General features: G+C 62.0%; 32 protein-coding genes. 16 read left to right on the top strand and 16 right to left on the bottom strand.

Features of this window, described 5'->3' with window-relative positions:
- Window position 1: 1 nt before the first annotated feature.
- From nusB to V8J81_RS02120, 6 genes are all read right to left on the bottom strand, one after another.
- Window positions 2–487 (bottom strand): transcription antitermination factor NusB, encoded by a 486-nt coding sequence (gene nusB / locus V8J81_RS02145; protein ID WP_368474111.1) that lies wholly within the window; start codon window positions 485–487, stop codon window positions 2–4.
- A complete protein-coding gene (locus tag V8J81_RS02140) occupies window positions 484–1,023 on the bottom strand; it encodes a 6,7-dimethyl-8-ribityllumazine synthase (protein WP_368474110.1) in 540 nt (179 codons plus the stop codon). The genes nusB and V8J81_RS02140 overlap by 4 nt, the downstream gene beginning before the upstream one ends.
- Window positions 1,023–2,153 carry a 3,4-dihydroxy-2-butanone-4-phosphate synthase gene (gene ribB / locus V8J81_RS02135; protein ID WP_368474109.1) on the bottom strand — a complete coding sequence of 377 codons (1,131 nt, stop codon included), beginning with the start codon at window positions 2,151–2,153 and terminating at the stop codon, window positions 1,023–1,025. The genes V8J81_RS02140 and ribB overlap by 1 nt, the downstream gene beginning before the upstream one ends.
- A 72-nt stretch (window positions 2,154–2,225) precedes the next feature.
- A complete protein-coding gene (locus V8J81_RS02130) occupies window positions 2,226–2,783 on the bottom strand; it encodes a hypothetical protein (protein ID WP_368474108.1) in 558 nt (185 codons plus the stop codon).
- Entirely contained in the window at window positions 2,780–3,001 is a 222-nt protein-coding gene (locus tag V8J81_RS02125; protein WP_368474107.1) for a hypothetical protein, read from the bottom strand. Before V8J81_RS02125 ends, V8J81_RS02130 begins: the two co-directional genes overlap by 4 nt.
- Before the next feature lie 136 nt (window positions 3,002–3,137).
- Window positions 3,138–3,725 carry a riboflavin synthase gene (locus tag V8J81_RS02120; RefSeq protein ID WP_368474106.1) on the bottom strand — a complete coding sequence of 196 codons (588 nt, stop codon included), beginning with the start codon at window positions 3,723–3,725 and terminating at the stop codon, window positions 3,138–3,140.
- Window positions 3,726–3,890: 165 nt separating this feature from the next.
- Between V8J81_RS02120 and V8J81_RS02115 the strand changes: the two genes are divergently transcribed.
- From V8J81_RS02115 to V8J81_RS02105, 3 genes are all read left to right on the top strand, one after another.
- Window positions 3,891–5,180: a capsule polysaccharide biogenesis protein gene (locus tag V8J81_RS02115; protein ID WP_368474105.1), complete on the top strand. Its 1,290-nt coding sequence runs from the start codon at window positions 3,891–3,893 to the stop codon at window positions 5,178–5,180.
- A gap of 112 nt (window positions 5,181–5,292) precedes the next feature.
- Window positions 5,293–6,450, top strand: coding sequence for a polysaccharide biosynthesis/export family protein (locus tag V8J81_RS02110; RefSeq protein ID WP_368474104.1), 1,158 nt, complete (start codon window positions 5,293–5,295; stop codon window positions 6,448–6,450).
- Window positions 6,451–6,455: 5 nt separating this feature from the next.
- Window positions 6,456–8,498, top strand: coding sequence for a capsule polysaccharide biogenesis protein (locus V8J81_RS02105; protein ID WP_368474103.1), 2,043 nt, complete (start codon window positions 6,456–6,458; stop codon window positions 8,496–8,498).
- Between the two features lie 60 nt (window positions 8,499–8,558).
- On the opposite strand, the gene ribD is transcribed toward V8J81_RS02105, so the two are convergent.
- The 4 genes from ribD to V8J81_RS02085 form a co-directional block, all read right to left on the bottom strand.
- The gene (gene ribD, locus V8J81_RS02100) at window positions 8,559–9,662 is read right to left on the bottom strand and encodes a bifunctional diaminohydroxyphosphoribosylaminopyrimidine deaminase/5-amino-6-(5-phosphoribosylamino)uracil reductase RibD (protein WP_368474102.1); all 1,104 of its coding nucleotides are present in this window, start codon (window positions 9,660–9,662) and stop codon (window positions 8,559–8,561) included.
- 1 nt (window position 9,663) lies between these two features.
- A complete protein-coding gene (gene nrdR / locus V8J81_RS02095) occupies window positions 9,664–10,134 on the bottom strand; it encodes a transcriptional regulator NrdR (RefSeq protein ID WP_368474101.1) in 471 nt (156 codons plus the stop codon).
- A 168-nt stretch (window positions 10,135–10,302) separates the two neighbouring features.
- A complete protein-coding gene (locus tag V8J81_RS02090; RefSeq protein ID WP_368474100.1) occupies window positions 10,303–10,719 on the bottom strand; it encodes a secondary thiamine-phosphate synthase enzyme YjbQ in 417 nt (138 codons plus the stop codon).
- 15 nt (window positions 10,720–10,734) lie between these two features.
- Complete coding sequence (locus V8J81_RS02085) at window positions 10,735–11,379, bottom strand: DUF2161 family putative PD-(D/E)XK-type phosphodiesterase (RefSeq protein WP_368474099.1); 645 nt, start codon at window positions 11,377–11,379, stop codon at window positions 10,735–10,737.
- Between the two features lie 194 nt (window positions 11,380–11,573).
- On the opposite strand from V8J81_RS02085, the gene rpmB reads away from it, so the two are divergent.
- The 6 genes from rpmB (at window position 11,574) to ubiG (ending at window position 14,962) form a co-directional block, all read left to right on the top strand.
- On the top strand, window positions 11,574–11,864 hold the full coding sequence (gene rpmB / locus V8J81_RS02080) for a 50S ribosomal protein L28 (protein ID WP_368474098.1): 291 nt from the start codon (window positions 11,574–11,576) through the stop codon (window positions 11,862–11,864).
- 93 nt (window positions 11,865–11,957) lie between these two features.
- The gene (locus V8J81_RS02075; RefSeq protein WP_368474097.1) at window positions 11,958–12,398 is read left to right on the top strand and encodes a carboxymuconolactone decarboxylase family protein; all 441 of its coding nucleotides are present in this window, start codon (window positions 11,958–11,960) and stop codon (window positions 12,396–12,398) included.
- Window positions 12,399–12,456: 58 nt separating this feature from the next.
- Entirely contained in the window at window positions 12,457–12,810 is a 354-nt protein-coding gene (locus V8J81_RS02070; protein ID WP_368474096.1) for a hypothetical protein, read from the top strand.
- 36 nt (window positions 12,811–12,846) lie between these two features.
- Window positions 12,847–13,356, top strand: coding sequence for a copper chaperone PCu(A)C (locus tag V8J81_RS02065; RefSeq protein WP_368474095.1), 510 nt, complete (start codon window positions 12,847–12,849; stop codon window positions 13,354–13,356).
- A gap of 81 nt (window positions 13,357–13,437) precedes the next feature.
- Complete coding sequence (locus V8J81_RS02060) at window positions 13,438–14,274, top strand: methyltransferase family protein (RefSeq protein WP_368474094.1); 837 nt, start codon at window positions 13,438–13,440, stop codon at window positions 14,272–14,274.
- Entirely contained in the window at window positions 14,252–14,962 is a 711-nt protein-coding gene (gene ubiG, locus V8J81_RS02055; protein WP_368474093.1) for a bifunctional 2-polyprenyl-6-hydroxyphenol methylase/3-demethylubiquinol 3-O-methyltransferase UbiG, read from the top strand. Before V8J81_RS02060 ends, ubiG begins: the two co-directional genes overlap by 23 nt.
- On the opposite strand, the gene V8J81_RS02050 is transcribed toward ubiG, so the two are convergent.
- Together V8J81_RS02050 and V8J81_RS02045 are read right to left on the bottom strand one after the other, a co-directional pair.
- Window positions 14,959–15,636 carry an NAD-dependent deacylase gene (locus tag V8J81_RS02050; protein ID WP_368477577.1) on the bottom strand — a complete coding sequence of 226 codons (678 nt, stop codon included), beginning with the start codon at window positions 15,634–15,636 and terminating at the stop codon, window positions 14,959–14,961. The two genes, ubiG and V8J81_RS02050, sit on opposite strands and share 4 nt — an antisense overlap.
- Window positions 15,633–16,172, bottom strand: coding sequence for a hypothetical protein (locus V8J81_RS02045; protein WP_368474092.1), 540 nt, complete (start codon window positions 16,170–16,172; stop codon window positions 15,633–15,635). The genes V8J81_RS02050 and V8J81_RS02045 overlap by 4 nt, the downstream gene beginning before the upstream one ends.
- Window positions 16,173–16,198: 26 nt before the next feature.
- Between V8J81_RS02045 and V8J81_RS02040 the strand changes: the two genes are divergently transcribed.
- Entirely contained in the window at window positions 16,199–16,624 is a 426-nt protein-coding gene (locus V8J81_RS02040; RefSeq protein ID WP_368474091.1) for a low molecular weight protein-tyrosine-phosphatase, read from the top strand.
- Between the two features lie 33 nt (window positions 16,625–16,657).
- Here the strand turns inward: V8J81_RS02040 and V8J81_RS02035 are convergent, their stop codons facing one another.
- On the bottom strand, window positions 16,658–16,969 hold the full coding sequence (locus V8J81_RS02035) for a hypothetical protein (RefSeq protein ID WP_368474090.1): 312 nt from the start codon (window positions 16,967–16,969) through the stop codon (window positions 16,658–16,660).
- A 129-nt stretch (window positions 16,970–17,098) separates the two neighbouring features.
- Here V8J81_RS02035 and V8J81_RS02030 point away from each other — a divergent pair, with 129 nt between their 5' ends.
- Genes V8J81_RS02030 through V8J81_RS02020 form a run of 3 tightly spaced genes read left to right on the top strand, consistent with a single transcriptional unit; the run spans window position 17,099 to window position 19,325 of the window.
- The gene (locus V8J81_RS02030; protein ID WP_368474089.1) at window positions 17,099–17,689 is read left to right on the top strand and encodes a hypothetical protein; all 591 of its coding nucleotides are present in this window, start codon (window positions 17,099–17,101) and stop codon (window positions 17,687–17,689) included.
- 41 nt (window positions 17,690–17,730) lie between these two features.
- A complete protein-coding gene (locus tag V8J81_RS02025; RefSeq protein ID WP_368474088.1) occupies window positions 17,731–18,384 on the top strand; it encodes a lysophospholipid acyltransferase family protein in 654 nt (217 codons plus the stop codon).
- A complete protein-coding gene (locus tag V8J81_RS02020; RefSeq protein ID WP_368474087.1) occupies window positions 18,381–19,325 on the top strand; it encodes a phosphatidate cytidylyltransferase in 945 nt (314 codons plus the stop codon). Before V8J81_RS02025 ends, V8J81_RS02020 begins: the two co-directional genes overlap by 4 nt.
- On the opposite strand, the gene V8J81_RS02015 is transcribed toward V8J81_RS02020, so the two are convergent.
- The gene (locus V8J81_RS02015) at window positions 19,326–19,574 is read right to left on the bottom strand and encodes a ParB/RepB/Spo0J family partition protein (RefSeq protein WP_368474086.1); all 249 of its coding nucleotides are present in this window, start codon (window positions 19,572–19,574) and stop codon (window positions 19,326–19,328) included.
- A gap of 330 nt (window positions 19,575–19,904) precedes the next feature.
- Between V8J81_RS02015 and V8J81_RS02010 the strand changes: the two genes are divergently transcribed.
- A complete protein-coding gene (locus V8J81_RS02010) occupies window positions 19,905–20,537 on the top strand; it encodes a DUF433 domain-containing protein (RefSeq protein ID WP_368474085.1) in 633 nt (210 codons plus the stop codon).
- Entirely contained in the window at window positions 20,537–20,926 is a 390-nt protein-coding gene (locus tag V8J81_RS02005; RefSeq protein ID WP_368474084.1) for a DUF5615 family PIN-like protein, read from the top strand. Before V8J81_RS02010 ends, V8J81_RS02005 begins: the two co-directional genes overlap by 1 nt.
- Before the next feature lie 4 nt (window positions 20,927–20,930).
- Here V8J81_RS02005 and V8J81_RS02000 read toward each other — a convergent pair whose 3' ends face one another.
- Together V8J81_RS02000 and V8J81_RS01995 are read right to left on the bottom strand one after the other, a co-directional pair.
- Window positions 20,931–21,308, bottom strand: a complete 378-nt coding sequence (locus V8J81_RS02000; protein ID WP_368474083.1) for a type II toxin-antitoxin system death-on-curing family toxin — start codon at window positions 21,306–21,308, stop codon at window positions 20,931–20,933.
- Window positions 21,305–21,556, bottom strand: a complete 252-nt coding sequence (locus tag V8J81_RS01995; RefSeq protein ID WP_368474082.1) for a hypothetical protein — start codon at window positions 21,554–21,556, stop codon at window positions 21,305–21,307. Before V8J81_RS01995 ends, V8J81_RS02000 begins: the two co-directional genes overlap by 4 nt.
- 125 nt (window positions 21,557–21,681) lie before the next feature.
- Between V8J81_RS01995 and lepA the strand changes: the two genes are divergently transcribed.
- Window positions 21,682–23,481: a translation elongation factor 4 gene (gene lepA / locus V8J81_RS01990; RefSeq protein ID WP_368474081.1), complete on the top strand. Its 1,800-nt coding sequence runs from the start codon at window positions 21,682–21,684 to the stop codon at window positions 23,479–23,481.
- Window positions 23,482–24,461 lie beyond the last annotated feature (980 nt).

The raw sequence follows: 24,461 nt of genomic DNA, 5'->3' as shown, positions 1-24,461 counted from the left end.
GTCAAAACGCCTCCGGCTTGGCCTCACGTGCCATGTGGTCGAGCACCGCGTTCACGAACTTCGCTTCCTTCCCCTCAGGAAAAAACGCTCGCGCAACATCCACGAACTCTGTGATCACGACCTTTGGCGGGGCTTTGCCCTCTACCAGTTCTGCCCCTGCGGCGCGGAAAAGCGCCCGCAGCGTCGGGTCGATCCGGTCAATCGGCCATTTCGCCACCAGCGCACGATCCGTCATCTGGTCGATCTTGGCCTGCCGTTCCACGGCATCCTCAAGCGTCTTGCGGAACAGATCCACATCGCCATCGGCCATTTCCTCGCCATCATAAGTCGCGCCAAAGCGGTGCGTCTCGAACTCGCCCCGCACGGCATCCAGCGTCTGATCCGAATGCTCCATCTGGAACAGCGCCTGCACCGCATAGAGCCGCGCGGCCGATCGCATCTGCTTCTTCTCTTCCCGGCTCGGGCCTTTGGGTTTGTCGTCGCTCATGCCTTGGCCGATCCGTCTTCTGCGATCTCAATGGTGCCGCGGGGTTTGAAGCCCAAATTGCCTTTGGGCTGGCCATACTTCCGGGTCAGCGCGATGAGATGCAATGCCGCCTCAGCCGCGCCGCCCGCCGTATTCAGCCGCGCGCCATCGGCGCGTTCCTCGGCCTGTTCGCGGTTCTCCACGGTGATGATCCCATTACCGATACACACGCCCTGCAGGCCCAGCATAGTCAGCGCGCGGGAACTTTCGTTGACCACCACATCGTAATGCGAGGTCGCCCCACGGATCACGCAGCCAAGGGCCACGAAGCCATCGAAATTGCTCATCCGGTGCACAATCGAAATCGCCGTCGGCACCTCCAGCGATCCCGGCACTTCAATCACTTCATGGGCAACGCCTGCGCGGTCCAGAACTGCCGTTGCCGCCTCGATCTGCGCCTCGGAAATCGCTGTATAGTAGGGCGCAATCACGATGCCCACTTTCACAGGCCGGTCGAACTCTGGCAGCCCAAGGTCATTGTCGGAATGTCCGGCCATTATCCAAGCTCCGAAATTTTGCGCGTTCCCACGATCTGCAGTCCATAGGCATCAAGACCGACCACCTTGGGTTGGGGCGAATTGGTCAGAAGGATCATGTCGCTCAGCCCCAGCGACGACAGGATCTGCGCGCCAAGCCCGTATTGTCGCAACGTCTGGGGAGAGACCTCGTCATCCAGGACCAGCTTCATCGTCAGGTCGCGCAGCAAGACCAGCACGCCGCGTCCCTCATCGGCAATCAGCTGCATTGCGTCGTTGAATTCGTCCGCGCGACCCCGGGGGCCAACACCGATCACATCCAGCAGCGGGTCCATCGCATGCATCCGCACCAGAACCGGCTCATCCCCCGAGATATCACCCTTGATCAGAACGATATGCTCGGCGCCCTGCGTCTCATCGGTGTAAATCCGCATCGTCCACTCGCCGCCGAACTCGGACGTAATCACCTCTTCCTGGCGCACATTCACAAGGTTGTCGTGGCGACGGCGATAGGCAATCAGGTCGCTGATCGTTCCAATCTTAAGGTTGTGACGCTGTGCGAAGGCAACCAGATCGGGCAACCGCGCCATGGAGCCATCTTCATTCATGATCTCACAGATCACGCCCGCCGGTGTCAGGCCCGCGAGGCGCGAGATATCAACGGCGGCTTCCGTATGCCCTGCCCGAACTAGGACACCGCCATCTTTCGCACGCAGCGGGAAAACATGGCCTGGCGTTGCAATGTCTGCGGCCCCCTTGGAGGCATCAATCGCCACCTGCACGGTGCGCGCGCGATCCGCTGCGGAAATACCTGTCGTCACGCCCTCTCGCGCCTCGATCGAAGTCGTGAACGCCGTCTCGTGGCGTGAAGAATTGTTGGTGCTCATCAGGCCAAGGCCCAACTGGTCGATCCGATCGCTCGTCATCGACAGGCAGATCAGGCCCCGCCCATGGGTCGCCATGAAGTTGATCACATCGGGCGTCGCCCATTGCGCGGGGATCACCAGATCGCCTTCATTCTCGCGGTCTTCATGGTCCACAAGAATGAACATCTTTCCATTGGCGGCATCCTCAAGGATCTCATCAACCGACGAAATCGCGTCAGACCAATCCCGCTCAACAGGGCCCGGTTCTTCGAAGGTCTGGCTCATGAATGCATCCTCTCGCGCGTCGTCAGAGGGCAGATAATCCAACGCCCCCGGAATGGCCAGAGAGGCGCAGCGTCACGCCGCCTCGGGCAGGATCAAATGATGCGGGATCGTGCCCGCGAAACCGGCCGTGGCCGACCATTCGCGCTCTAACGCCGTCGCGGCCACCACGACCAGACCGTCGAGCGGGACGTCTGCCTCCCGCGCCAAGCCGCGCAGGGCCTCACGTGCGGCACGCCACGGGGCGGACAGACCGGGCGCGCGGCCCACAGTCTCGAACCCGCCTTGCGCCAACACTGCCGTTAGATCCTTGGGCAAATGAACCGCAGCCAGACGCACCGCCTTCCCCTCCAGCGCATTCAATCGTGCCTGCGCCACTTGCGGCACCGCCGGCCCACGTCCCATACCCAAAGCATTGTCAGAAAACAGAAAGCCCACGATGTCGCGGCCCGAGACCGCGCGGATCGTGGCGTAGGTCTTGTAGGGCAGACCCAAACGCTCCGCCCGCTTCACCCGCAGACGGACCACCTCCAACGGCAGACTAGGCAACAAAGCGGTGCGCGCCTTTGTCCAAGCGACCCGGCGAAACCCAGCGCCTGCGTCCATCGACGGCCCGCCATTATGTCCGATCATGTCCCGTCCTCCATCCAGTCCACCTTGGCCTTCGCATCACCCAGCGCCGCACCTTCCGATACAAAGCCCTCCGCGCCAAGCCCCAGATAGCGCCAGCCATGACTGTCTTCCGGGTCCCGTCTGCATTCTGCCCAGGAAAACAGCCCATCTTGATGTCTGCGCACATCCACGCAGCGCTGCCCGGACCAATCTTCAACAGATTGCGTCACAACCGGCATTCGCGCGGGCCTGGCTTCCACTGGTTTCAAATACTCAAACTCCAACACACCTCACCCACGAACTCCCGCCGGTAAAGCATCCAACGGGACGGTGGGAGGGGCGATGTGCCCTGGCACGAGCGTTTCCCACCGGCCTTCACTGCCACTCCTGCAAGCGCGCTACGTAGCGGGCCAAGGTATCAATCTCCAGGTTCACCCGATCCCCGACCTTCGCCGTCCCCCACGATGTCACGGCCTTGGTGTGCGGAATGATGTTCACGCCAAATGTCGCCCCATCCACCTCGTTCACCGTCAACGACGTGCCATCCAGCGCCACCGATCCCTTCGGCGCGATGAACTTCGCCAAAACTTCCGGCGCTTCAAACGTGAACCGCGTCGAGTCACCCTCATTCTCCATCCGGACAATCTCAGCCACACCATCCACATGACCCGAGACCAGATGCCCGCCCAGCTCGTCCCCTACCTTCAAGGCCCGCTCCAGGTTCAGGCGACCGCCTTCCACCCAATCACCGATATTGGTCTTCGAGACGCTCTCAGCCGAAATGTCGACGTCAAACCAATCCTCGCCAATCGACACCACTGTCAGGCACACGCCGTTGCACGCAATCGAGGCCCCCAGATCGACCGTCGACATGTCATAAGCCGTGCCAATCCGAGCCCTCAGATCACCGCGGTTCTCAAGTGTTCGGACAGTGCCAAGGTCAGTGATGATGCCGGTAAACATACAGGTTCTCCTTCGCTTGCCCCCTCTATCGCCCGCCGCGCGCGCTTGGTCCAGCGCAAGTGACGTCACATCAGCGCCCAAGTTGCGCCGTTTCCCCGCCCAATCCTTTTGATCTTGTTAACGAAGTGCGGCTATCTGCCGGTAATGAGAAGATCGAGTCCCCCCATGGCGCCCAGTCACGCGCATCGGACGTTCCTGTTCCTGCAGGGCCCCCACGGGCCCTTCTTCCACAGGCTTGCCCAAATGCTGGCGGCCGCCGGGGCTTCCGTCTGGCGCGTGGGCTTCAACCGGGGCGATCAGGCCTTCTGGCCCGACACAGACACCTACATTTCCTTTCAGGACATTGCGGAAAGCTGGGATGCCCGCGCGGCGGCGCTGATGGATGAAAAGGGCGTCACCGATCTTGTCCTCTACGGCGACACGCGGCCCATTCATGCCCAGGCCATCGCTCACGCCAAAGCCCGTGGCATCACTGTGCATGTCTTTGAAGAAGGCTATCTGCGCCCCTATTGGGTGACGTATGAACGCGGCGGGGCCAATGGCCATTCCCGCCTGATGGACACGTCCGTTGAGCAGATGCGCACGGCGCTCAAGAACCTCGATCTGGACCTGCCCGATACGCCGTCCAAGTGGGGCGACATGCGCCAGCATGTTTTCTATGGCGCGGCCTATCACGGCTTTGTCCTGCTCGCGAACCGCGCATATGCCAACTTTCGCCCCCACCGCGCGCTGACCGTGCGCGATGAATTCCGCCTCTACCTGCGCCGCCTTGCTCTCATGCCGCTTCTCTGGCTCGACCGTGTGCAGGCGACTTACCGCATCAAGACCGGAGGCTTCCCTTATCACCTGGCGCTTCTGCAACTGGCCCATGACGCCAGCTTCCGCGACCATGGGCCGTTCGAGACGATGGCAGACTTCCTCGAAGTCCTGATCGCTGGCTTTGCCGATGGCGCACCGTCCCATCACCACCTCGTCTTCAAGGCCCACCCGCTGGAAGATGGCCGCACGCCGATCCGCGCTGACATCCGCCGGATCGCGGCGCAGCACGGCGTCGCCGACCGCGTCCATTATGTGCGTGGCGGCAAACTGGCCCGCCTTCTCAACGATGCGCGCTCTGCCGTCACTGTGAATTCCACCGCCGCCCAACAGGCGCTCTGGCGCGGACTTCCGCTCAAAGCCTTCGGCCAGGCCGTCTACCTCAAGCCAGAGTTCGTTTCGGATCAGCCAATGGGCGCATTCTTCCAGAACCCCACCCGGCCCGACAGCCGCGCCTACCGCGCGTATCGCCATTATTTGCTGGAAACCTCCCAGATCTCCGGTAGCTACTATTCCACCAAGGGCCGTCGCCAATTGCTGCGCCAGGTCGTCGACATGATGCTGTCCCCGGAAGACCCCTATGATGCGCTCGACGCGGGCAGACCGGCACCAAGGCAACACTTGTCACTTGTGAAGTGATCAAGGGGCTTTCCCGGATTCCTCCTTTTCGCTAATGTCTCTGCAAAGCGCGGCAAAAAGCACGTGCGATAACAAGATACTGAGGCAGTTTCAGGCTAAAGGAGCCATCCCCGTGACCCTTTCGGCTTCCCGGATCGCGCGCATCGGCGCGCTCGTCACCTGTGTTGTGGCAGTCGGCGCATGTGATGTTCTTTCCCGCGTTCTTCCGTCCGCAGGACCCACCCGCAACCAGATCTTCGCAGGCTCCGTCCAACGTGAAGGCGATGCATTCGTGGTCGAGGTCAACCAACGCGTGACCGCCGCCACCTCGCTTGTGCCTGCGCTTGGCTTCCCCTCGTCGCTCACCAATGCCGGTGTCTCGAATACCGACGTGATCCGCCCCGGCGACCAGATCACCCTGACGATCTTTGAGAATGTTTCGGACGGCCTGCTGGCCGGTGAAGGTCAGAATGCCAGCCAATTGACCACCCTTCAGGTGGACAATTCCGGCTTCATCTTCATCCCCTATGCGGGCCGCATCCGCGCCGCTGGCAATACGCCGGAGCAATTGCGCGAGGTGATCACCCGTAACCTCGACGAGCAAACGCCAGATCCGCAGGTCATCGTCCAGCGCGAGGCGGGCAATGGCTCCACCGTCGTTGTCACGGGCGATGTCGGAACCACCGGCATCTTCCCCATCGAACAACCAACGCGCACGTTGTCAGGCATGTTGGCCGCCGCCGGTGGCGCAACCGTCTCGACCGAGATTGCCCGCGTAACACTTGTGCGCGGCGGGCATACCGGCACGGTCTGGTACGAAGACATTTTCCGCGATCCGTCTGTCGACATCGCGCTCCGCGGTGACGACCGGATCCTGGTCGAGGAAGACAGCCGCCAGTTCACTGCCCTAGGCGCTACGGGCGCACAGACCATCGTACCGTTTGAATCGCAGGTCATCTCCGCCATCGACGCGATTGCCTCTGTCGGCGGTCTGAACCCGTCGCTTGCAGACCCGACCGGCGTGTTCGTTCTGCGCAATGAGCCGGAGGAGCTGGCCGAACTGGTTCTGGGCCGTGACGATCTGACGGGCACCCAGCGCATGATCTATGTCCTGGACCTGACGGCACCAACCGGCATGTTCGAAGCCCGCGATTTCGTGATCCGCGATGGCGACACGGTTTACGTCACCTCCGCCCCGATCACGCAGTTCAACAACGCCATCTCGGCGCTGACCGGTACGCTGACCTCCGTCGGCGGTGTGACGGACGCCGTGAACGGCACCACGAACTGACGCAAATGGAAACGCCTGAGCGATCCCTTTCGCGCCGGGCGTTCCACTTCAATACCGGATTCCTGACCAACCGGCGCGTGCGCCGTATCCTGACGCTGGCGGGCCATGACCTGAAACTGGGCAAGCCCACAGCCGAGGATGATGTGATCGTCTGGGGCCATTCGCCCTATGCCCCACGTGGTGAGGCCGTGGCTGAGGCGACAGGCGCGTCACTTGTGCGGGTCGAGGATGCCTTCCTGCGCTCGCTCTTTCCCGGCCGCTCGGGCGAGCCTCCGTTGGGGTTGGTGATCGACCGTCTGGGCATGTACTTCGACGCATCAGGCCCGTCTGATCTGGAAACCTTGCTGGCAACGCATCCCCTTGATGACACGGCCCTTTTGAACCGGGCTCGCGACGTCGTGGCACGCATGATTGCGGGCGATCTGTCGAAATACAGCGCGGTGGATGTCAGCCTGCCCGCGCCCGACAAGGCGGGCTACGTGCTGCTGATCGACCAGACACGGGGCGACGCCTCGATCGAACTGGGGCAGGCCACGCCCGATAGCTTTGCCGAGGCGCTCACTTGGGCGCGGGAAGATCACCCGGACGCGCAGATCGTCATCAAGACCCATCCTGAAACGCGCGACGGGCATCGCCCGGGCCATTTCGACCCCGAAAAACTTCCACCCAATGTCGTGCTGGATGATCGCCCCGTTTCGCTCTGGCGCATGTTTGAAGGGGCCCGTGCGGTCTACTGCGTTACGTCCGGCGCAGGGTTTGAGGCCATTTTGGCCGGCCATAAACCGGTCGTCTTCGGCGTGCCCTTCTACTCAGGCTGGGGCCTGACCGATGATCGCCGCCCCGTCCCTGCCCGCCGCCAGCGCACGCTGACCCGCGCCCAGTTGGTTGCCGCCGCGCTGATCCTCTACCCCACTTGGTATGACCCTTACCGCGATCGCCTGTGCGAGGTCGAAGATGTCCTCGGCGCGCTGGAGGCGCAGGTTCAGGCCTGGCATCAGGATCGCAGAGGCTATGTCGCCGTCGGAATGCGCAGTTGGAAGAAGGGGCATTTACGCCAATTTTTCGGCCAACACGGGAAGGTCGATTTCGAGGACGATCCCTTCAAGGCCGCGCAGGACCGGCGCAATGTTCTGGTCTGGGCCGGGCGCGAAACCCAAGACCTAAGGGATGAATGCCGCGCCACGGAGAGCGTGATTTACCGGGTCGAGGATGGATTTCTGCGCTCGCGCGGGTTGGGAGCCGAGCTGGTTCCGCCGCTGTCCTTGGTCAAAGACCATCTCGGCATCTACTACGACCCGACCCGCGAAAGCGCGCTTGAGCACCGGATTGCCGAGGCCGCTGACCTGCCTGCGGCCCGGCTCGACCGTGCTGAACGTCTGATTGCGTCGCTGCGACGGGCAGGGGTCACGAAATACAATCTCAACGGGGCCGAGGCCCCCAATGTCCCGGAGGGCGCGCAGGTCATCCTCGTGCCCGGACAGGTCGAAGATGATGCCTCAATCCGGCTCGGTGCGGGTGACGTGAACACCAATGAAGAGCTTTTGCGCACCGCCCGCCGCCTGAACCCGCAGGCCTACCTGATCTACAAGCCCCACCCGGATGTGGAGGCTGGATTACGCCCCGGAGCATTGCCCGAGGCTGCACGCGCGCTGGCCGACCATATCGCAGACAATACCGGGGCCGAGGCGCTTTTGAGCATCGCGGATCGGGTCATCACCATGACCTCCGCCATGGGGTTTGAAGCCTTGATCCGGGGTATCCCGGTCACGACGCTTGGCGCGCCCTTCTATGCGGGCTGGGGGCTGACCTCTGACCTCGGCAATGTGCCGGATCGGCGTGTCGCCCGGCCCTCCCTGGCCGCGCTGGTACACGCCGCCCTCATCACCTATCCGCGGTATCTGGACCCGGTTACAGGCATGCCCTGCCCGGTCGAAGTAGCGGTGGATCGCTTGGCCTCCGGCGAAGGCGTGCCACAAAAACCGAGCCTTCGGGCCTTGGCAAAATTACAGGGGTGGTTTGCGGGTCAAAGTTGGATCTGGCGCAGGTAAATTGCACATAGCCAACACACTTTGACTTCATACACAGCCTTATCCACAGAATATGTGCGCTTAGTCAACGTCCGCTGCTGGGCGGCGCCAAATTACCAAACTGTCCAGCCCCACCGGCGACACACTCTCCAAAGTGAACCGAGGTGCCTCACCCAGCGCCGCAATACCCATCGCTCCAATGGCAGGCACGCCCTCTGCACCAAGCGCCAGCCCGCCCCCGAACAGGGCCAGATCGTCCACGACATCCACGCTCAACAGCGCAGCCGCAAGGGTGCCCCCACCTTCGCAAAAGACCCGCGTAAGACCAGCCTTCGCCAGTTCCATCATGGCGGCATGAACATCAATCTGCCCACCAGGGCCGGTCTGCGTTTTAACCAAACGCGCTCCCGTCTTGGACCAGGCTTCCTGCGCAGAACCCGGTGCATCAGGCCCATGGACCATCCACACTGGAACATCCCGCGCCGTGCGGCCCAGCTGCCCGTCCACTGGTACGTCCAGCCGCCGCGACAGCACCACGCGCACCGGCTGATGCACCGCACCCAGCCCGCGCACCGTCAGCCCCGGATCATCCGCACGCGCTGTGCCTGCACCGACCATCACCGCGTCATGCCGCATCCGCATTCCATGTACCCACCGCCGCGCCTCCGGCCCGGTGATCCACTGGCTCTCGCCGCTGGCCGTGGCAATCCGCCCGTCAATCGACGTCGCAAGTTTCAGTGTCACCATCGGCAACAGATCACGCTGCACCTTGAAGAAGCCACGATGCGCGTCGGCCGCCTCGCGCTCCAACACGCCCTCAACCACTTCAACGCCAGCCGCCCGCAGCCGCGCCGCACCGCCGGCCGCAATCCTGTTGGGATCGCGCGCGGCAATCACCACCCGCGCGACGCCCGACGCAATCAACGCCTCAGCACAAGGGCCCGTCGTGCCCTGATGATTACACGGCTCCAACGTCACATACGCCGTAGCCCCCTGCGCCGCGTCACCCGCCTGCGCCAAGGCCACGACTTCCGCATGGGGTCGCCCGCCCGGCGCCGTCCAACCCCGCCCAACGACGCGGCCATCGCGCACCAAAACGCAGCCCACTGCCGGATTGGGCCAAACCCGGCCCAATCCCCGTGCGCCCAATGACAGCGCCAGACGCATCCAGCGCGTGTCATCCATGTCAGTTATCGGAAACCGAGGTTGGCGGGCGCAGCTCGGACAAGAAGTCCTCGAAATCGCCCGTCGCTTGGAAGTTCTTGTAAACGCTGGCAAATCGCACGTAGGCGACCGTATCAATCGCCGCTAGACGCTCCATCACGATCTCACCGATGATCTTGGAGTTGATGTCCGTCTCACCCATGCTTTCCAGCCGCCGCACGATGCCCGAGATCATCTGATCCACGCGCTCTGGCTCCACCGGGCGCTTCTGCAACGCGATGCGGATCGAACGCTCCAGCTTGTCGCGGTCGAAATCCTCGCGTTTGCCATTCGTCTTGATCACCACCAGATCGCGCAGTTGCACGCGCTCATAGGTCGTGAAGCGCCCCGCGCAGGACGGACAAAACCGCCGCCGCCGGATCGCGACATGATCCTCCGCAGGCCGTGAATCCTTCACCTGAGTGTCTACATTTCCGCAAAATGGGCAGCGCATGGCCGCGCCCTCCTGTCCTTGTCGCGCGAAGGGGGTGCCTTGCGCCTGCCTCGTGAACCTTGGGGCTGATGCCCTCTTATCCACAGGCACTATACGGAGGCCCCTGTCGCTTGGGTAGAGGCAATCGCGCCCCACAGCATCTAGGTGTTGCACAGACGCCCCGGCGCCTCAAAACGCCTGAAAAGCCGCCGCCACCCGCCGCAAATGCGGGGCATCCCGATGCTCGAACAGGTAGATCCCCTGCCAAGTACCCAGTCGCATCCGCCCATCGGCCACAGGGATTTGCAGCGACACCGGCAGAACCGACGCCTTGAGATGCGCCGGCATATCATCCGGCCCCTCCGCCACATGGGTCAGCCAGGCCATACTCGGGTCATCGCCGCGCGGAACGAACCGCTCGAAGAACCGCCTTAAATCCACCTGCACATCCGGGTCTGCGTTTTCCTGTATGACCAATGAGGCTGAGGTGTGCCGCACCATCAGCGTCAAAACCCCGTCACTCGACCCAGCCAGCCATCGCGCCACTTCGCGAGTGAATTCATAGAGGCCCGCACCGCGAGTCGTGATCTCAAATTCCGTCTGCATCTCGTCCCGCTTCCCTCAACCAACCTGCGCGACGTCGCGGCCCGCGTCACTCAACCGATACACACCCGTCTCGACCTTCTCGAACCAGCCATAATGATTGTCCCGCATGATCGTCGTGGCCCGCGCCACACCGGTCGATTTCGCAACCTCCATTCCGCGCGCCTCCCCCGCCATTGCCAGAAACTCAGCACACAGGGTCGCCTCCTGCCGATAAGCCGTCACCCGTGCGCCCGCCAGACCACCCAGATTCGGGTCCCCCTCCCGCCGCTCGAACTCACTCAGCATCGCGCGTTTCTTGCGCGCGACCTTGCGCGGTGCGTAAGGCCCCGGGTCGCAATGCACCTCCACCACACCCGTCTCCATCCGCACAGACAACAGTCCCAACCCCAGCCGTCGCGCCAGCCGCTTGTTCTCTTTCACCGCCTTCATCCAGGGCCGCCCCTTGCCGCACGCCACGCAAACATAAACGCAGTCGCAAACGGCCAGCCGGGCAATCCCCTGATGGAACAAAGCCAATGAAAACCGCGTCTTAAGCTCCACAACGACGATGTCTTCCCCGCGGACGCCCATCACGTCCGCCGGGCCAATCTCGCCCTTCACCTCATAGCCCTGCGCCTCCAGAAAGGCCTTCACGGGCGGATATAGATCGCTCTCTTTCATTACAGTGCAGCCTACGCGCCAAAATCGCCGCCGTGAATCCCCCTCCGCGGCCCGATTCCCGGGTTGACACCTCCCCCCCGCCTTCGTAATGCACCGCACAGATTTCCGGGCGTGGAGCCTTCTCCGCGCCCTTTTGGTTTCGGCCCCGGCAGGCCCTCGCCGCCAGCGCCGTTGATGAACGAGAGGATGAACCCATGTCGCGCGTTTGCGAACTGACCGGCAAAGGCCCGATGACGGGCAACAACGTAAGCCACGCCAACAACAAGACCAAGCGTCGCTTCCTGCCGAACCTGACCGAAGTGACCCTCGGCTCCGACATTCTGGACCGTCGCTTCAAGCTGCGCATCTCCAATGCCGCGCTGCGCACGGTCGATCATCGTGGTGGCCTCGACGCGTTCATGGCGAAGGCCAAAGACGCCGAGCTGTCGCCCAAGGCGCTCAAGATCAAGAAAGAGATCGCGAAGGCCCAAGCCGCTCAGGCCTAAGCCCAACGCATTTCGTGTTCAAAGTCCCGCCGGTCCTCCGACCGCGCGGGACTTTTTCTTTTCTGCGTGGACGGCACCTGCCACACTTCGCGCATGACCCATCGCCTCGACTATGTGGCCATCAACGGCCCCGCCATCCAATCCATGCTCGCCGCCAAACGGCACATGCCCTCGATTGACGTTGGATTTCGCGCCTTGCTGGAGCTACGCGTCTCGCAGATCAACGGCTGCACCTACTGCATCGACCTTCACACTAAGGAAGCCAAAGCCTCAGGTGAGGCGCCCGCGCGCCTCGGTGCTCTGCCGGAATGGCGGGGGAACACACTCTTCTCGGCGCGCGAACAGGCGGCACTCGCTTGGGCCGAAAGCCTGACAAGGGTTGAGACCGACGGCGCGCCGGATGTGCTTTATGACGCCCTCCTTGCGCATTTCTCGGAAAAAGAGGTCGTGGACCTCACGCTCATCATTGCCCAGATGAATGCGTGGAACCGACTGGCCATCGGGTTTGAAAAACCAGAGATCGCCACAACGTGAAACCATCGCTCAATTTGCCGCATGACGCCTGCAACGGGCTCATGTATCTCTTACATTAATGCTGCATCGCCTCGCCACCTCCACGCTTCTCGCGCTGTGCCTCGTGCTCACCAGCCTCGCCGCTGTTGTGGCCGAAACGCGCATGGCAGCCGCTGGCGGCTATTGCGGCACGGGCGCGCCGCAGATCCTGCTGGATAGTGCAGGTCTGCCGATCCTCGACGCTGACGGTACCGCCATTACGCCGGTTGAGTGTGAGATCTGCCACCTCGCCATGAGCCTCGGGCCACAATCGCCCGCGACCGACCCGGCACTGTCGATCCTTCAGGCAGCCTCTCTGCCCGCACCGTCCCCGCCCCCTATCCTGTCTCTTCGGTTGGACAGCCACGCCCGCGCGCCCCCGCACGCGGTCTGAGCCAATCCACTCCAACCGAAATCAAAGAGACGAGACATGACTTTCAAAACAACGCTTCTTGGCGCGGCCATCGCCGTGCTCCCCGCCTTTGCCTCCGCCCACATGGTTATCGAAGATGCCTATGCCCGCGCCTCCAGCCCCGTGGCCCAATCCGGCGCAGCGTTCATGACGATCTTCAACCATTCCGACATGGATGACCGCTTGATCGGCGTGACCTCCGAGGCCGCAGAGCGGTTGGAGCTTCACACCCACATCCAGGATGATGCTGGCGTCATGCGCATGGTCGAAGTGGAGGAAGGCTTCGCCATGGCCGCCGGTGAAACCATCGCGCTCGAGCGTGGCGGGATGCACGTCATGTTGCTTGGCCTGACCGAACCCTTGGTCCAGGGCGAAGAGATCGAGATCACATTCACCTTCGAACACGCCGACCCGGTGACGCAAACGATCACCATCGACAACGAACGCCAGCCTGAGGCAGGGGCGCATGGCGGCCATGGCGATCATTCCGGGCATGGCGATGACCATTCCGGGCACGATCACGACTGATTATATGGGTCGCAGGGCAGCCCCCTGCGACCTCTCGCCCACCTCCCTTGGCGACTGCATGAGCGCGCTATGTCGCCCTGCATGACAGCCAAGGCGCCCTCACATATCCAACGTCTGATCACCCTGATCACCGGCGCGCTGCGACCGCCCGCAGGCGCGGGCCGCATCGCGCTCGCCTACGCCTATGGCATTGCCTGCCACGCGATTTTCACCGCAGCCGTGCTGGCGATGATCACTGCGATGTTCTTCGGCATGTCCGAAAGCCTTGGCCAGGTCTCCGCCCCTTGGCACATCCTCGCGAACGCAGCCCTGATCCTGCAATTCCCGCTCATGCACTCGCTTTTGCTGTCGAAGCGCGGCGGCAGGATCCTCGGCAAACTCGCCCCCGCACGCCACGCGGGCACGTTGTCCACCACCACCTACGCGATCATCGCCTCGATCCAGCTGCTCGCCCTCTTCGCCCTCTGGACCCCTTCAGGCATCATCTGGTGGCGGGCCGAAGGCCTGGCCTTCGCGGCGATCTGTACCGCCTACGCCGCCTCATGGGCCCTGCTGATGAAGGCCAGTTTTGATGCAGGGGCCGAGGTGCAATCGGGCGCGCTTGGCTGGATGTCGCTGGCCGCCAACCGCAAACCCATCTTCCCGCCGATGCCCACCACCGGCCTCTTCCGCGTGATCCGGCAACCGATCTACGTGGCCTTCGCCCTGACCCTCTGGACCGTGCCGGTCTGGACGCCCGATCAACTGGCGCTCGCCGTGACCCTCACCGCCTACTGCCTGCTGGCCCCGATCCTGAAGGAAAGCCGCTTCAAGGCCCGCTACGGAGCCGAATTCGAAACCTACAAGCGCCACGTGCCCTACGCGCTTCCCGGCCTCACGCGAAAGCTGAACGACAATGCCTCAAACACAGCGCAATAACCTCGACATCTACGATGACGTGGCCGCCCAATGGTGGTCCGATGACATCCGCTGGGTGCGCACCCTCAAAAACCTTGTCCCCGGTCGACTGAAATGGTTCGATCGCCACATCGATTGGCAGGGCAAAACCGTGCTCGATCTGGGCTGCGCGGGCGGCTTCATGGCCGAGGCGCTGCACGACAAAGGCGCACGGGTCACCGGCATCGACCCCGCCGCCCAAGCCATTGAGGCCGCGCGCCAGCACGCCGCCCAAACTGGCAAGGACATCCGTTATGCCGTCGGCGTGGGGGAGAACCTGCCCTATCCCAAAGCCAGCTTTGACTCCGTCGTCTGCGTCGATGTGTTGGAACATGTGCAGGATCTGGAAAAGGTCCTGTCCGAGATCGCCCGCGTCCTCAAACCCGGTGGTCGGTTCCTCTACGACACGATCAACCGCAACCCTGTTGCGCGGCTTGCCACGATCACCGTGGCTGAGGATATCCTGCGCCTTCTGCCCAAGGGCACACACGACCCGGCGATGTTCATCACCCCCGCCGAACTGACCGATGGCCTGCGAAAAGCGGGCCTCACGCCCGGCCCGCAAACCGGCCTTGGCCCGCACGGCATCAACCGTCGTGGCGATTTCACTTTCGGGCCGCTGCCCCTGAAAACCGTGATCTACATGGGCTATGCCGACAAACTGGCCTAAGCGCCCAACACCTCATCCACCCATTGCGGCACCACCGCTGAGGCCGGGCCGAGGATGCGCCGGTCGAACCGCCCGCCCGTGGCCTCCAGGTTGATCTCAAGTGTCTGGGCCCCTGCGCGCCGCGCCTCTTCCACGAAACCGGCTGCCGGATAGACTTCGCCCGAGGTGCCAATGGCCACGAACAATTCGCACGCCTCCAGCGCGTCCACGATCCGCTCCATGTGATAGGGAATTTCCCCGAACCAGACGATGTCGGGGCGGGTCGGCCCTCCGTCGCAGTTCGGGCAGGCTTCACCCACGGCCATCTCGCGCGGCGCATCCCACGTCGCACCACAAGCCGCGCATAATACCCGCATCAATTCGCCATGCATGTGGATCACGCCCTTGGCGCCCGCGCGCTCATGCAGGTTGTCGACATTCTGCGTGACGATCAGCGCCCCAGCCGCCTCCAGCCGCGCCAGCGCTTCGTGTGCCGCGTTCACCTCCGCCTCCAACGCATTCTTGCGGCGTGCATTGTAGAAGGCGTGCACCTTTGCCGGGTCCGCCGCGAAGCCTTCCGGCGTAGCGACCTCCGCCAGATCGTATTTCGTCCAAAGCCCGTCCTTGTCACGGAACGTGCCAAGGCCCGACTCCGCCGACACACCTGCGCCCGTCAGCACAACGATCCGGTCTATTGCGGGCATGGCGCCTCGACCCGGCGCGAGTCACAGACCGTGACCGTGGCCAAGTATTGCGTCCATTCCGTCATCAGCGCCTCTGACAACTCCCCCCGCCACGCGCCTTGCACCAGATAAAGCGCGTCCTGTCCGGCCATCGCTTTGGAAACAAACGTCTCCCGCCCGTTTGCATTGGGCGCATCGGGGCAGGTCGCCAGCATCAGGTCGAACGGCGTGCCAAGCTCTACCCCGTCTGTGATCGGCAAATGCTCTCCGCTTGCGCATTGCTCCTGAAACAGGGTGCGCAAACGGCCATGGAAGACACCCGGCGGCACATCCGTCAGGCCGTGAAAGATCTGGACCGTCAGCATTTGCGACCAGTTTCCGGTGCTCTCACCATCGGGCACCCATTCCTGCATCGTCGCAGAGCCGTCCTCCGATTGGGTGGAAAAGACCAGCGTATAGCCCGGTGGGATTGGCGCCAGAAGCTGCTCCGTCTGTGCCGTGGCAAGGCTTGGCATCAGGGCGAAAAGCCCGCAAAGAAGAAACCGCATTCCGACCTCCGTGTGGGAGAAGCCCCTTGGTTCAATCTATCCTTGTCGTCTGTCTGGGCAACATCTGCCGGTCGCCGACCGCCGAAGCGGTCTTGCGCGCGCATTTGCCCGATGTGCAGATCGACAGCGCCGGCACGGGGAACTGGCATATCGGAAAGCCACCCTACCCGCCCGCGATTGAGGCGGCCGAGGCGCGCGGATATGACCTCACGACGCTTCGCGCGCGGCAAGTGACCGCCCGTGATTTTGAGGCATTCGATCTGGTGCTTGCGATGGATGCCGAAAACCTGTCCGACCTGCGCGAACTGGCCCCGGAGGCAGACAATATCACGCTCTTCCGCGAGCCAGTCGGCGGCGGGGCCGTGCCCGACCCCTATTTCACCGGTGATTTCGACGGTGCGCTCGATCTGATCGAGGAAGCCTCGCAAGCCTGGGCACAACGTCTCAGCTAGGTAGATCGGAGAACGCGCGTCTTCCGCATTCGCTTAGCCGCAGCGCTGTTGGGCTGCGGTCGAGAAGGTTCGCCAAGCCTGCCACATCTCCTCATCGCGGGCGCGATCCGATTGGCGGGTGTCCTGTGCGCGCTGCGGATCATCGAACCATCGCGCGCCCTCACGCATCTGCGCACGGGTCAACAGATCACCGGCCACGTCCCCAATGCACGAACACAAGGACCGCGACGCATCACGGTCCGACGCATTGCAGGCGCGCTCAATTGGATTTGCCGAAAGGGCTGTGGGGATGGCCATAAATACGGCCAGGGCCAGCGGTTTGGCCCACTTCGTTGAAATTGTCATTTGTGCCTCGTTAACGAAATTTGCGGGTCTTTTTGCCCGTCACTGCTCTGTGCCTGTCTATGCCAGAAATGCCCGGTCCGATCAAATCACGGATTTGCGCTTTGAAATGCGGCTGATAGCGTTGCCATCATGCGCCCCTGGATTGTGACCTCCGCCGTCAGCCACGCCGTTATCGGACTGATCTTTGGATTGGCCAGCATCGCTATCTTCTACGGATGGGCGACGCCGGTGGAGGCGATGGTGCTTTACCTGATCGTCATGGCTGCCCTCGTGGCGTTCACACAGGCCCGCCTTGTGACCAGGCTGGGAGTGTCGGGCCGCCGATGGGGTCTGGCCACGGCCCTCGGCATCGCGCTTGGTTTTGTGCTGCCCGAACTCCTCCCCTCATACAGCCCCTCTTCCGAGCCGCGCACTCTTTTCCACATCCTGCCCAGCGCCCTCTTCTTCGGGCTGGCCTGCGGCACCGCGCAATGGGTGCTGTCACACCCTCGCACGGACCCACGCCGATGGATCCCGCTTAGCGTTGCGGGGTGGAGCCTCCTCCTGATCTCCGTCGCCGCCGGCGCGCAAATCATCACGCGGCAATGCCTCTTACCCGTCGAGGGGGCGGCCGCATGGCCGCTCTGGGCGGGCCTCGCCCTTGCAAGCCTCTGCGGCGCCCTCGGCGGGGCCAGCTACGGCGCGCTCACCGCGCCTGCCCTGCCCGCACCCCGCGCCTGATCGCCCTTCCTTTCAAACGAAACCTCTGCCACAACAGCTAAATGACTGACCTTGCGTCACTTCCTCGCCGCATCGCGGCCCGCGCCGTGGGCCATGGCCTGGCCTTTGTCGCTCGCTTCATCACCGCCGTGCGCGCCGATTGGCGGGGGATCGAGCCCGTGGCCAAGCAGCGCGTCTACTTCGCCAACCATGTCTCCAACGGCGACATGCCGATGATCTGGACGGTCCTGCCCGGCCACATGCGCCGCCAGACCCGCCCCGTCGCCGCCGCCGACTATTGGCTGAAAAACAAGATCCGCGCGTTCGTGGGCCCTGAGGTCTTCAACTGCGTCCTCATCGACCGCCGGCCCGAGGTCGATGACAAACCCCTCGACAAGATCATCGAAGCGCTCGACGAAGGCTCCTCGCTGATCATTTTCCCCGAGGGCAATCGCAACATGACCGACGATCCCCTCCTGCCGTTCAAATCCGGCCTCTACAACATGGGAAAAGCCCGACCCCACGTGGATCTCGTCCCCACCTGGGTCGCCAATCTAAACGAGATAATGCCCAAGGGTGAGATTATCCCTCTACCGCTGATCTGCACCGTCACCTTCGGCGCGCCCATTCATGTAGAAGAAGACGAAAGCAAAGACGATTTCCTCAAACGCGCCGCCGATGCGCTGGTGGATCTCCGCCCGGAGGCTCCGCAATGACGCCCGAAACCACAACCGACGTCGCCATCCTTGGCCTCGCCGTCGTGGGCATCCTCATTGCCTTCACCATCATCGGCGAGAGCCTTCGCCTGCGACTGCCCCCCGGCCAATCCGACCCGGTGGTTGAAGCCTTCAACATGCGCGTGCACACCTGGTGGGGCCTCGCCATCCTGCTGACCCTCGCCGTCCTTCTGGGCCGCATTGGCATCATCCTGCTGTTCGCCTTCGCCTCCTTCGCCGCGCTCCGCGAATTCCTAACCTTCGCCCGCAAACGCCGCGCCGATCACCTGTCGCTCGCCCTTGCCTGCTTCGTGATCCTGCCGCTCCAATACCTCTTCGTCGCCCTCGACTGGACAGCACTCTTCACCGTCTTCATCCCCGTCTACGCCTTCCTGCTGCTCCCCATCGTCTCCGCCCTCCGAGGCGACCCGACCGGCTTCGTCGGCCGCGTGGCCGAGACGCAATGGGGCCTGATGATCTGCGTCTTCTGCATTTCCCACGTCCCCGCGCTCCTGACCTACGACATGCCCGACGGCTCCGACCGCTCGATCCTGCTGATCGTCTTCTTCGCCATGGTCGTGCAACTGGGCGACGTCTTCGAATACTACGCTGGCCGCCGCTTCGGCCGCACCCGCATCGCCCCCAATATCTCCCCCAAAACCGTTGAAGGCATGATCGCAGGCGTCGTCGCCGCCGCCCTCATTGGCGCCGTGCTCAGCTGGGTCACCCCCTTCGGCCTCGTCGGCGCCGCCGCCATGGCAGCGCTGGCCAGCATCACCGGCATGTTCGGCAGCCTCGTCTTCGCCGCGATCAAACGCGACAAAGGCGTGAAAGACTGGTCCCACCTGATCCCGGGTCAGGGAGGCCTGCTCGACCAACTCGACAGCGTCATCTTCGCCGCCCCGATCTTCTACCACGTCACGCAGTTGGTCTACGCGTAGTCAGTGCAACCGAGCCTGCGTCACGAACACCGTCACCCGCTCCTCACCCAGCGCGCGCATAGCTTCCAGCCGGTGATACCCCTCTAACAGCACATACCGCCCCTTCCCCTCCCGTACGCGGATCGGCGTGGTCTGCCCGTTCTCAAGGATGTCATTGGCCAGAGCGTCGACCTTCTCCGCCTCCAACGTCTTCTTCCGCTTAGCAGGCACGTAGATGTCGTCGATGCGCAGAGGGATGGCGTTGGGCATGGGGCACGCTCCTTGGGTGTAGGGGGAGCGTAGCACGGGGTTCGCGCCGCGCGCAGACAATTTCCCAAAAGCACAAAGCCCCGCCATCGACGGGCCTGGGTTCGGCGATCCAACAGAACCCCCGTCGCAATTTATGGTGGCCCAAACATCCCACCTAGTGAGCGGGGCACCCAGCCTCACCAAATCGCCGGGCCCCGGACAGGCCCGTCGATGGCGGGGCGGCTCCACCGCTGTTACCCGCTTGGATACCTAGGAGTGTGCCATTTTTTGGCTCAGCGCGCTTGATCCCTCCCGGAAAAGCATGACATGTCTGAAACGAGAGGATCCCGAATGTCCGTTGTCGGAGCGTTTACAGACGAAATGGCGTCGCGACTAACTGGCCTTAGTGTTGGACAGTTGCGTGCTTGGGATCGCTCTGGCTTAATCTCACCAAGTTTTGCAGACGAGAATCGTCGACTACCTTTTAGCCGTATTTATTCCTTCCGTGACATCGTTTCCCTGCGAGTAATTGCAGGCCTGAAAAACGATCATGGAGTGTCTACGCAGCATTTAAAGCAAGTCGCCTTCGAGCTTCGCGGGCTTGGCGAAGATGCTTGGAGCAAAACAACGCTTTATGTCCTGAATAAGCGCGTTGTTTTCGAAGAGCCAAAAAGCGGCAGACTTCAGGAGGTAGTCGGAGGGCAGCGGGTATTCCGCATACCTCTCAAAGTCGCGACAGCGGACGTTGAGGCCGATGTGCAAGCGCTCTTTAGCCGCCCGAAGAATTTGGAAGGCAAAACCCACGCACAGCGGCATGTTATGAACGGCGAGGAAGTGGTAGCTGGCACACGTATCCCTGTGCGAAGTGTCCTTTCCTACTTTGAACTTGGTCTCTCCGACAGTCGAATTCTCGAAGACTACCCTGACCTCGTCCAAGCAGACATTGACGCAATTAGAGCCAAGACGAAGGGTAGTGCCGCTTAGTGTTTTCCTCAGCTTGGAGATTTCTTGTCGATCAAAACGTGCCCGAACCATTGTGCAAGTTTCTGGAGGGCGCGGGTCAAGACGTGCTACGATCACGGGACGTCGTTGGCGAAGAAGCCAAAGACCCGGTAGTCGCAAAAGTCGCAATGGAAGATAGCCGCATTCTTATCAGTTGGGACAGGGACTTTGGACATCAACGCTTCATGAAAAAGCGCTTCGATGGACTTGCCAGAATTGGTTGCAGCTTTCCAGAGCCACTCGCAGAAGCGCGATTTTCGCAAGTGGTTGACGTCGTCGATAGCTTTATCGTCCGGCACGATGGGCTACCGCCCGAAATAAAAATCGCGCGGGAGAAGATACAGCTTCGCGACATCTTGTTGCGAAATTAGCCACCTACACCGCCACCTCCCGCAACCACCCCGCCATCTCCTCCGCGCTCATCGCCCCTTGCGCCAGCGCGATCACCTTCGGACCAATCACCTCTTCGTCCAACGGGATCCTCACCCCGTGCAAATGACAGCACAGATGCATGACCCGGAACGCCGTCCGCTTGTTCGCATCGTTGAAGCAATGCCCCTGCGAAAGCGCTTCGCCATAGGCTCCGGCCAGATCGAACACATCCCCGATCATCCCATAGGCCAACCGGTGATCCACCCGCGCCAGCGCACCCTCCAGCGACTTGTCCAAGGCCAAGCCCTGCAATTCGCCGGGGTTCAGAACCGCATCATGCACGGCCACGACCTGTTCGACCGTGAAAAGCGTCCAGCTCATTTGTCTTTCAGGTAATCAAGCACCGGCTGCGCCTCGGCGCGCGTGGCCTCCAAAGCGGCCATCACCTCGTCTATCGTCGCGATCCGGTTCTCGCCCGGGTCCTGCACGGCCTCTGCCGGCACCAGATACGCCACCGGTTTCGAGTTCTTCAAAATCGCCACCGGCTTGCCGTTCGCCCGCGCCAGAACCTTCTGCGGCTCGCGCAATTCGGTAATCGAGGCGATCTCGTTGGTCAGCAAACGTGTCATAGCGCACCCTTTCGATTGCACATCTACATACACAAAATTATGCACAACCACAACCATCACCGCCCCCTTTCCCAAATCGCGTCCGTAAGCTACATCCTCCTGCAACGCATAGGACGCACACGCACATGACCGACCTCAACCGCATCCGCAATTTCTCCATCGTCGCCCATATCGACCACGGGAAATCCACGCTCGCTGACCGGCTGATCCAGCTGACCGGCACCGTGGCCGAACGCGACATGCAGGAACAACTCCTCGACTCGATGGATATCGAGCGCGAGCGTGGGATCACCATCAAGGCCAACACCGTCCGCATTGAATACCCCGCCAAGGACGGCCACACCTACATCCTCAACCTCATCGACACCCCCGGCCACGTCGACTTCGCCTATGAGGTCTCCCGCTCCATGCAGGCCGTCGAAGGCTCGCTGCTGGTCGTCGACGCCTCCCAGGGCGTCGAGGCGCAGACGCTCGCCAATGTCTACCAGGCCATCGATGCCGACCACGAAATCGTGCCGGTCCTCAACAAGGTCGACCTCCCTGCCGCGGAACCCGACCGCGTCCGCGAACAGATCGAAGATGTCATCGGGATCGAGGCCCATGACGCCGTCGAAATCTCCGCCAAGACCGGCGTGGGCATTCCGGACGTGCTGGAGGCCATCGTCACCCGCCTCCCCGCCCCCAAGGGCGACCCCGATGCGCCCCTCAAGGCCATGCTTGTCGACAGCTACTACGACCCCTATCTCGGCGTCGTCGTCCTGATCCGCGTGATCGACGGCAAGATCCGCAAGGGTGACAAGATCCAGATGATGGCCACGGGCGGCAAATACGGCATCGACAAGCTCGGCGTCTTCCGCCCCAAGATGCAGGATATCGACGTCCTCGGCCCCGGCGAGATGGGCTTCCTCACCGCTTCCATCAAACAGGTCCGCGACACTCGCGTCGGCGACACGATCACCCATGAGAAGGGCGGCACGACCGAGGCGCTTCCGGGCTTCAAACCCTCCCAACCCGTGGTCTTCTGCGGCCTCTTCCCCGTTGACGCGAACGACTTCGAGGACATGCGCGACGCCATCGAGAAACTCGCCCTCAACGACGCCTCCTTCACGTCCGAGATGGAGACGTCCGCCGCCCTCGGCTTCGGCTTCCGCTGCGGCTTCCTCGGCCTCCTGCACCTCGAAGTGATCCGCGACCGGCTCGAACGCGAATACGACATCGACCTCATCACCACCGCGCCCTCCGTCATCTACCACGTCCACATGCGCGACGGCTCGATGATGGAACTCCACAACCCCGCCGACATGCCCGACATGACCCTCGTCGACCACATCGAAGAGCCGCGCATCAAGGCCACCATCCTCGTGCCTGACGAATACCTCGGCGACGTCCTCAAACTCTGCCAGGACCGCCGCGGCATCCAACTCGACCTCACCTACGCTGGCTCCCGCGCCATGGTCGTCTACGACCTGCCCCTCAACGAGGTCGTCTTCGACTTCTACGACCGCCTGAAATCCGTCACCAAGGGCTACGCGTCCTTCGACTACCAGATGATCGGCTACCGCGAGGATGCGCTCGTCAAAATGCAGGTGCTGGTGAATGAAGAGCCCGTCGACGCCCTGTCGATGATGGTCCACCGAGACCGCGCCGAGGGCCGCGGCCGCGCCATGTGCGAGAAACTCAAAGAGCTCATCCCCCGCCACATGTTCAAGATCCCGATCCAGGCGGCGATTGGCGGGCGTGTGATTGCCCGCGAGACCCTATCGGCCATGCGCAAAGACGTGACCGCAAAATGTTACGGCGGCGACGCCACACGGAAGCGGAAGCTGCTGGATAAGCAGAAGGCCGGTAAGAAGAAGATGAGGCAGTTTGGGAAGGTCGAAATTCCGCAGTCGGCGTTCATTTCAGCGCTGAAGATGGATGGCTAGGCGCTTCGAGCCTTAGACGCACAGCAGGAAGTTTCGGCCAGTGGGGCCACAGACTTTTGCACCGCAAAAGTCTGCGGCCCCACCCCCTCACCAGTCCGGACGCCCCCGTAGGGCGGGACTTGTCCCGCCGTAGACCGGGCCTCGGCCCGGCAATCCAATACCGCCAAAGCTCCGCCATCGACGGGCCTCGCTTCGGTGTTCCTCCGCTGCCGCTTCGGCGTTTCTTGTTGGCCTCGAAGGCCTACCTAACTATGGGAGCCCACGGCCTCAACAGACCTCCCGCTGCCAACTTGCTCTTTAGCACCCTCACTCAGCAAGAGATGCCGAGAAAGGCCTGGAAGGGCTCACTGGTGGTGAGGCAGGCAATGTCTAGAGCGGATTCCTCGAGAACAAAGAACGTAAATGCAACCGAATTAACCACCCGCAGGGTTTGACTTCCAACCTACTGGCTGCAAAACACTGTTGATGATTGCGCCGCCAAGAGTGGCTTCGCTAGGCTATTGCAAGCCGGCTCGTCCTGACTATTTTCAACCCAATTGAGGTTCTTCCCTGAGAGGCAGCGAAAGCGAACGATTCGGAGCATACATGAAAAAACTATTATCCTTTTTGAGAGACGTTTTATTGGTAACCGCTGCCATTGTTACTATTTATGTCGGTATCACTTCTAGCCCAGAACTCGTATCTGGAATTTCGTCTTTATCATTTATTATTGACCCAATATTCCTTGTGTCAAACTGGCAAATAGTTTTAGGTTTTCTCTTTTTTCTTTCACCATTTTTATTTTGGATTTTTGGCAGGAGATCAACTTTTCGTAGCTTTCGATCCTTTATGAACGCATCTAGCGTTGGAATATCCCTCTCGTTATCGATTACAACCTTATTAATACTTGTAACCCCGGCAACGTACGATGATTTAGGAACACCGTTATGGTTCAACTTCCTTATATTCATGACATGTGTTCGAATGCTTATTCAAGATTT

Origin of the sequence: Gymnodinialimonas sp. 202GB13-11 (assembly GCF_040932485.1) — a bacterium.
GTDB lineage: Bacteria > Pseudomonadota > Alphaproteobacteria > Rhodobacterales > Rhodobacteraceae > Gymnodinialimonas > Gymnodinialimonas hymeniacidonis.
The sequence above is the reverse complement of the archived record's forward strand: the minus strand, read 5'-3'. Positions and strand labels throughout refer to the sequence as shown.

Bases quoted from the DNA above. Each gene is read 5' to 3' on its own strand.
- nusB (WP_368474111.1), bottom strand. From the start codon at position 487: ATGAGCGACGACAAACCCAAAGGCCCGAGCCGGGAAGAGAAGAAGCAG.
- V8J81_RS02140 (WP_368474110.1), bottom strand. From the start codon at position 1,023: ATGGCCGGACATTCCGACAATGACCTTGGGCTGCCAGAGTTCGACCGG.
- ribB (WP_368474109.1), bottom strand. From the start codon at position 2,153: ATGAGCCAGACCTTCGAAGAACCGGGCCCTGTTGAGCGGGATTGGTCT.
- V8J81_RS02130 (WP_368474108.1), bottom strand. From the start codon at position 2,783: ATGATCGGACATAATGGCGGGCCGTCGATGGACGCAGGCGCTGGGTTT.
- V8J81_RS02125 (WP_368474107.1), bottom strand. From the start codon at position 3,001: ATGCCGGTTGTGACGCAATCTGTTGAAGATTGGTCCGGGCAGCGCTGC.
- V8J81_RS02120 (WP_368474106.1), bottom strand. From the start codon at position 3,725: ATGTTTACCGGCATCATCACTGACCTTGGCACTGTCCGAACACTTGAG.
- V8J81_RS02115 (WP_368474105.1), top strand. From the start codon at position 3,891: ATGGCGCCCAGTCACGCGCATCGGACGTTCCTGTTCCTGCAGGGCCCC.
- V8J81_RS02105 (WP_368474103.1), top strand. From the start codon at position 6,456: ATGGAAACGCCTGAGCGATCCCTTTCGCGCCGGGCGTTCCACTTCAAT.
- ribD (WP_368474102.1), bottom strand. From the start codon at position 9,662: ATGGATGACACGCGCTGGATGCGTCTGGCGCTGTCATTGGGCGCACGG.
- nrdR (WP_368474101.1), bottom strand. From the start codon at position 10,134: ATGCGCTGCCCATTTTGCGGAAATGTAGACACTCAGGTGAAGGATTCA.
- V8J81_RS02090 (WP_368474100.1), bottom strand. From the start codon at position 10,719: ATGCAGACGGAATTTGAGATCACGACTCGCGGTGCGGGCCTCTATGAA.
- V8J81_RS02085 (WP_368474099.1), bottom strand. From the start codon at position 11,379: ATGAAAGAGAGCGATCTATATCCGCCCGTGAAGGCCTTTCTGGAGGCG.
- rpmB (WP_368474098.1), top strand. From the start codon at position 11,574: ATGTCGCGCGTTTGCGAACTGACCGGCAAAGGCCCGATGACGGGCAAC.
- V8J81_RS02075 (WP_368474097.1), top strand. From the start codon at position 11,958: ATGACCCATCGCCTCGACTATGTGGCCATCAACGGCCCCGCCATCCAA.
- V8J81_RS02070 (WP_368474096.1), top strand. From the start codon at position 12,457: ATGCTGCATCGCCTCGCCACCTCCACGCTTCTCGCGCTGTGCCTCGTG.
- V8J81_RS02065 (WP_368474095.1), top strand. From the start codon at position 12,847: ATGACTTTCAAAACAACGCTTCTTGGCGCGGCCATCGCCGTGCTCCCC.
- V8J81_RS02060 (WP_368474094.1), top strand. From the start codon at position 13,438: ATGACAGCCAAGGCGCCCTCACATATCCAACGTCTGATCACCCTGATC.
- ubiG (WP_368474093.1), top strand. From the start codon at position 14,252: ATGCCTCAAACACAGCGCAATAACCTCGACATCTACGATGACGTGGCC.
- V8J81_RS02045 (WP_368474092.1), bottom strand. From the start codon at position 16,172: ATGCGGTTTCTTCTTTGCGGGCTTTTCGCCCTGATGCCAAGCCTTGCC.
- V8J81_RS02035 (WP_368474090.1), bottom strand. From the start codon at position 16,969: ATGACAATTTCAACGAAGTGGGCCAAACCGCTGGCCCTGGCCGTATTT.
- V8J81_RS02030 (WP_368474089.1), top strand. From the start codon at position 17,099: ATGCGCCCCTGGATTGTGACCTCCGCCGTCAGCCACGCCGTTATCGGA.
- V8J81_RS02025 (WP_368474088.1), top strand. From the start codon at position 17,731: ATGACTGACCTTGCGTCACTTCCTCGCCGCATCGCGGCCCGCGCCGTG.
- V8J81_RS02020 (WP_368474087.1), top strand. From the start codon at position 18,381: ATGACGCCCGAAACCACAACCGACGTCGCCATCCTTGGCCTCGCCGTC.
- V8J81_RS02015 (WP_368474086.1), bottom strand. From the start codon at position 19,574: ATGCCCAACGCCATCCCTCTGCGCATCGACGACATCTACGTGCCTGCT.
- V8J81_RS02010 (WP_368474085.1), top strand. From the start codon at position 19,905: ATGTCCGTTGTCGGAGCGTTTACAGACGAAATGGCGTCGCGACTAACT.
- V8J81_RS02000 (WP_368474083.1), bottom strand. From the start codon at position 21,308: ATGAGCTGGACGCTTTTCACGGTCGAACAGGTCGTGGCCGTGCATGAT.
- V8J81_RS01995 (WP_368474082.1), bottom strand. From the start codon at position 21,556: ATGACACGTTTGCTGACCAACGAGATCGCCTCGATTACCGAATTGCGC.
- lepA (WP_368474081.1), top strand. From the start codon at position 21,682: ATGACCGACCTCAACCGCATCCGCAATTTCTCCATCGTCGCCCATATC.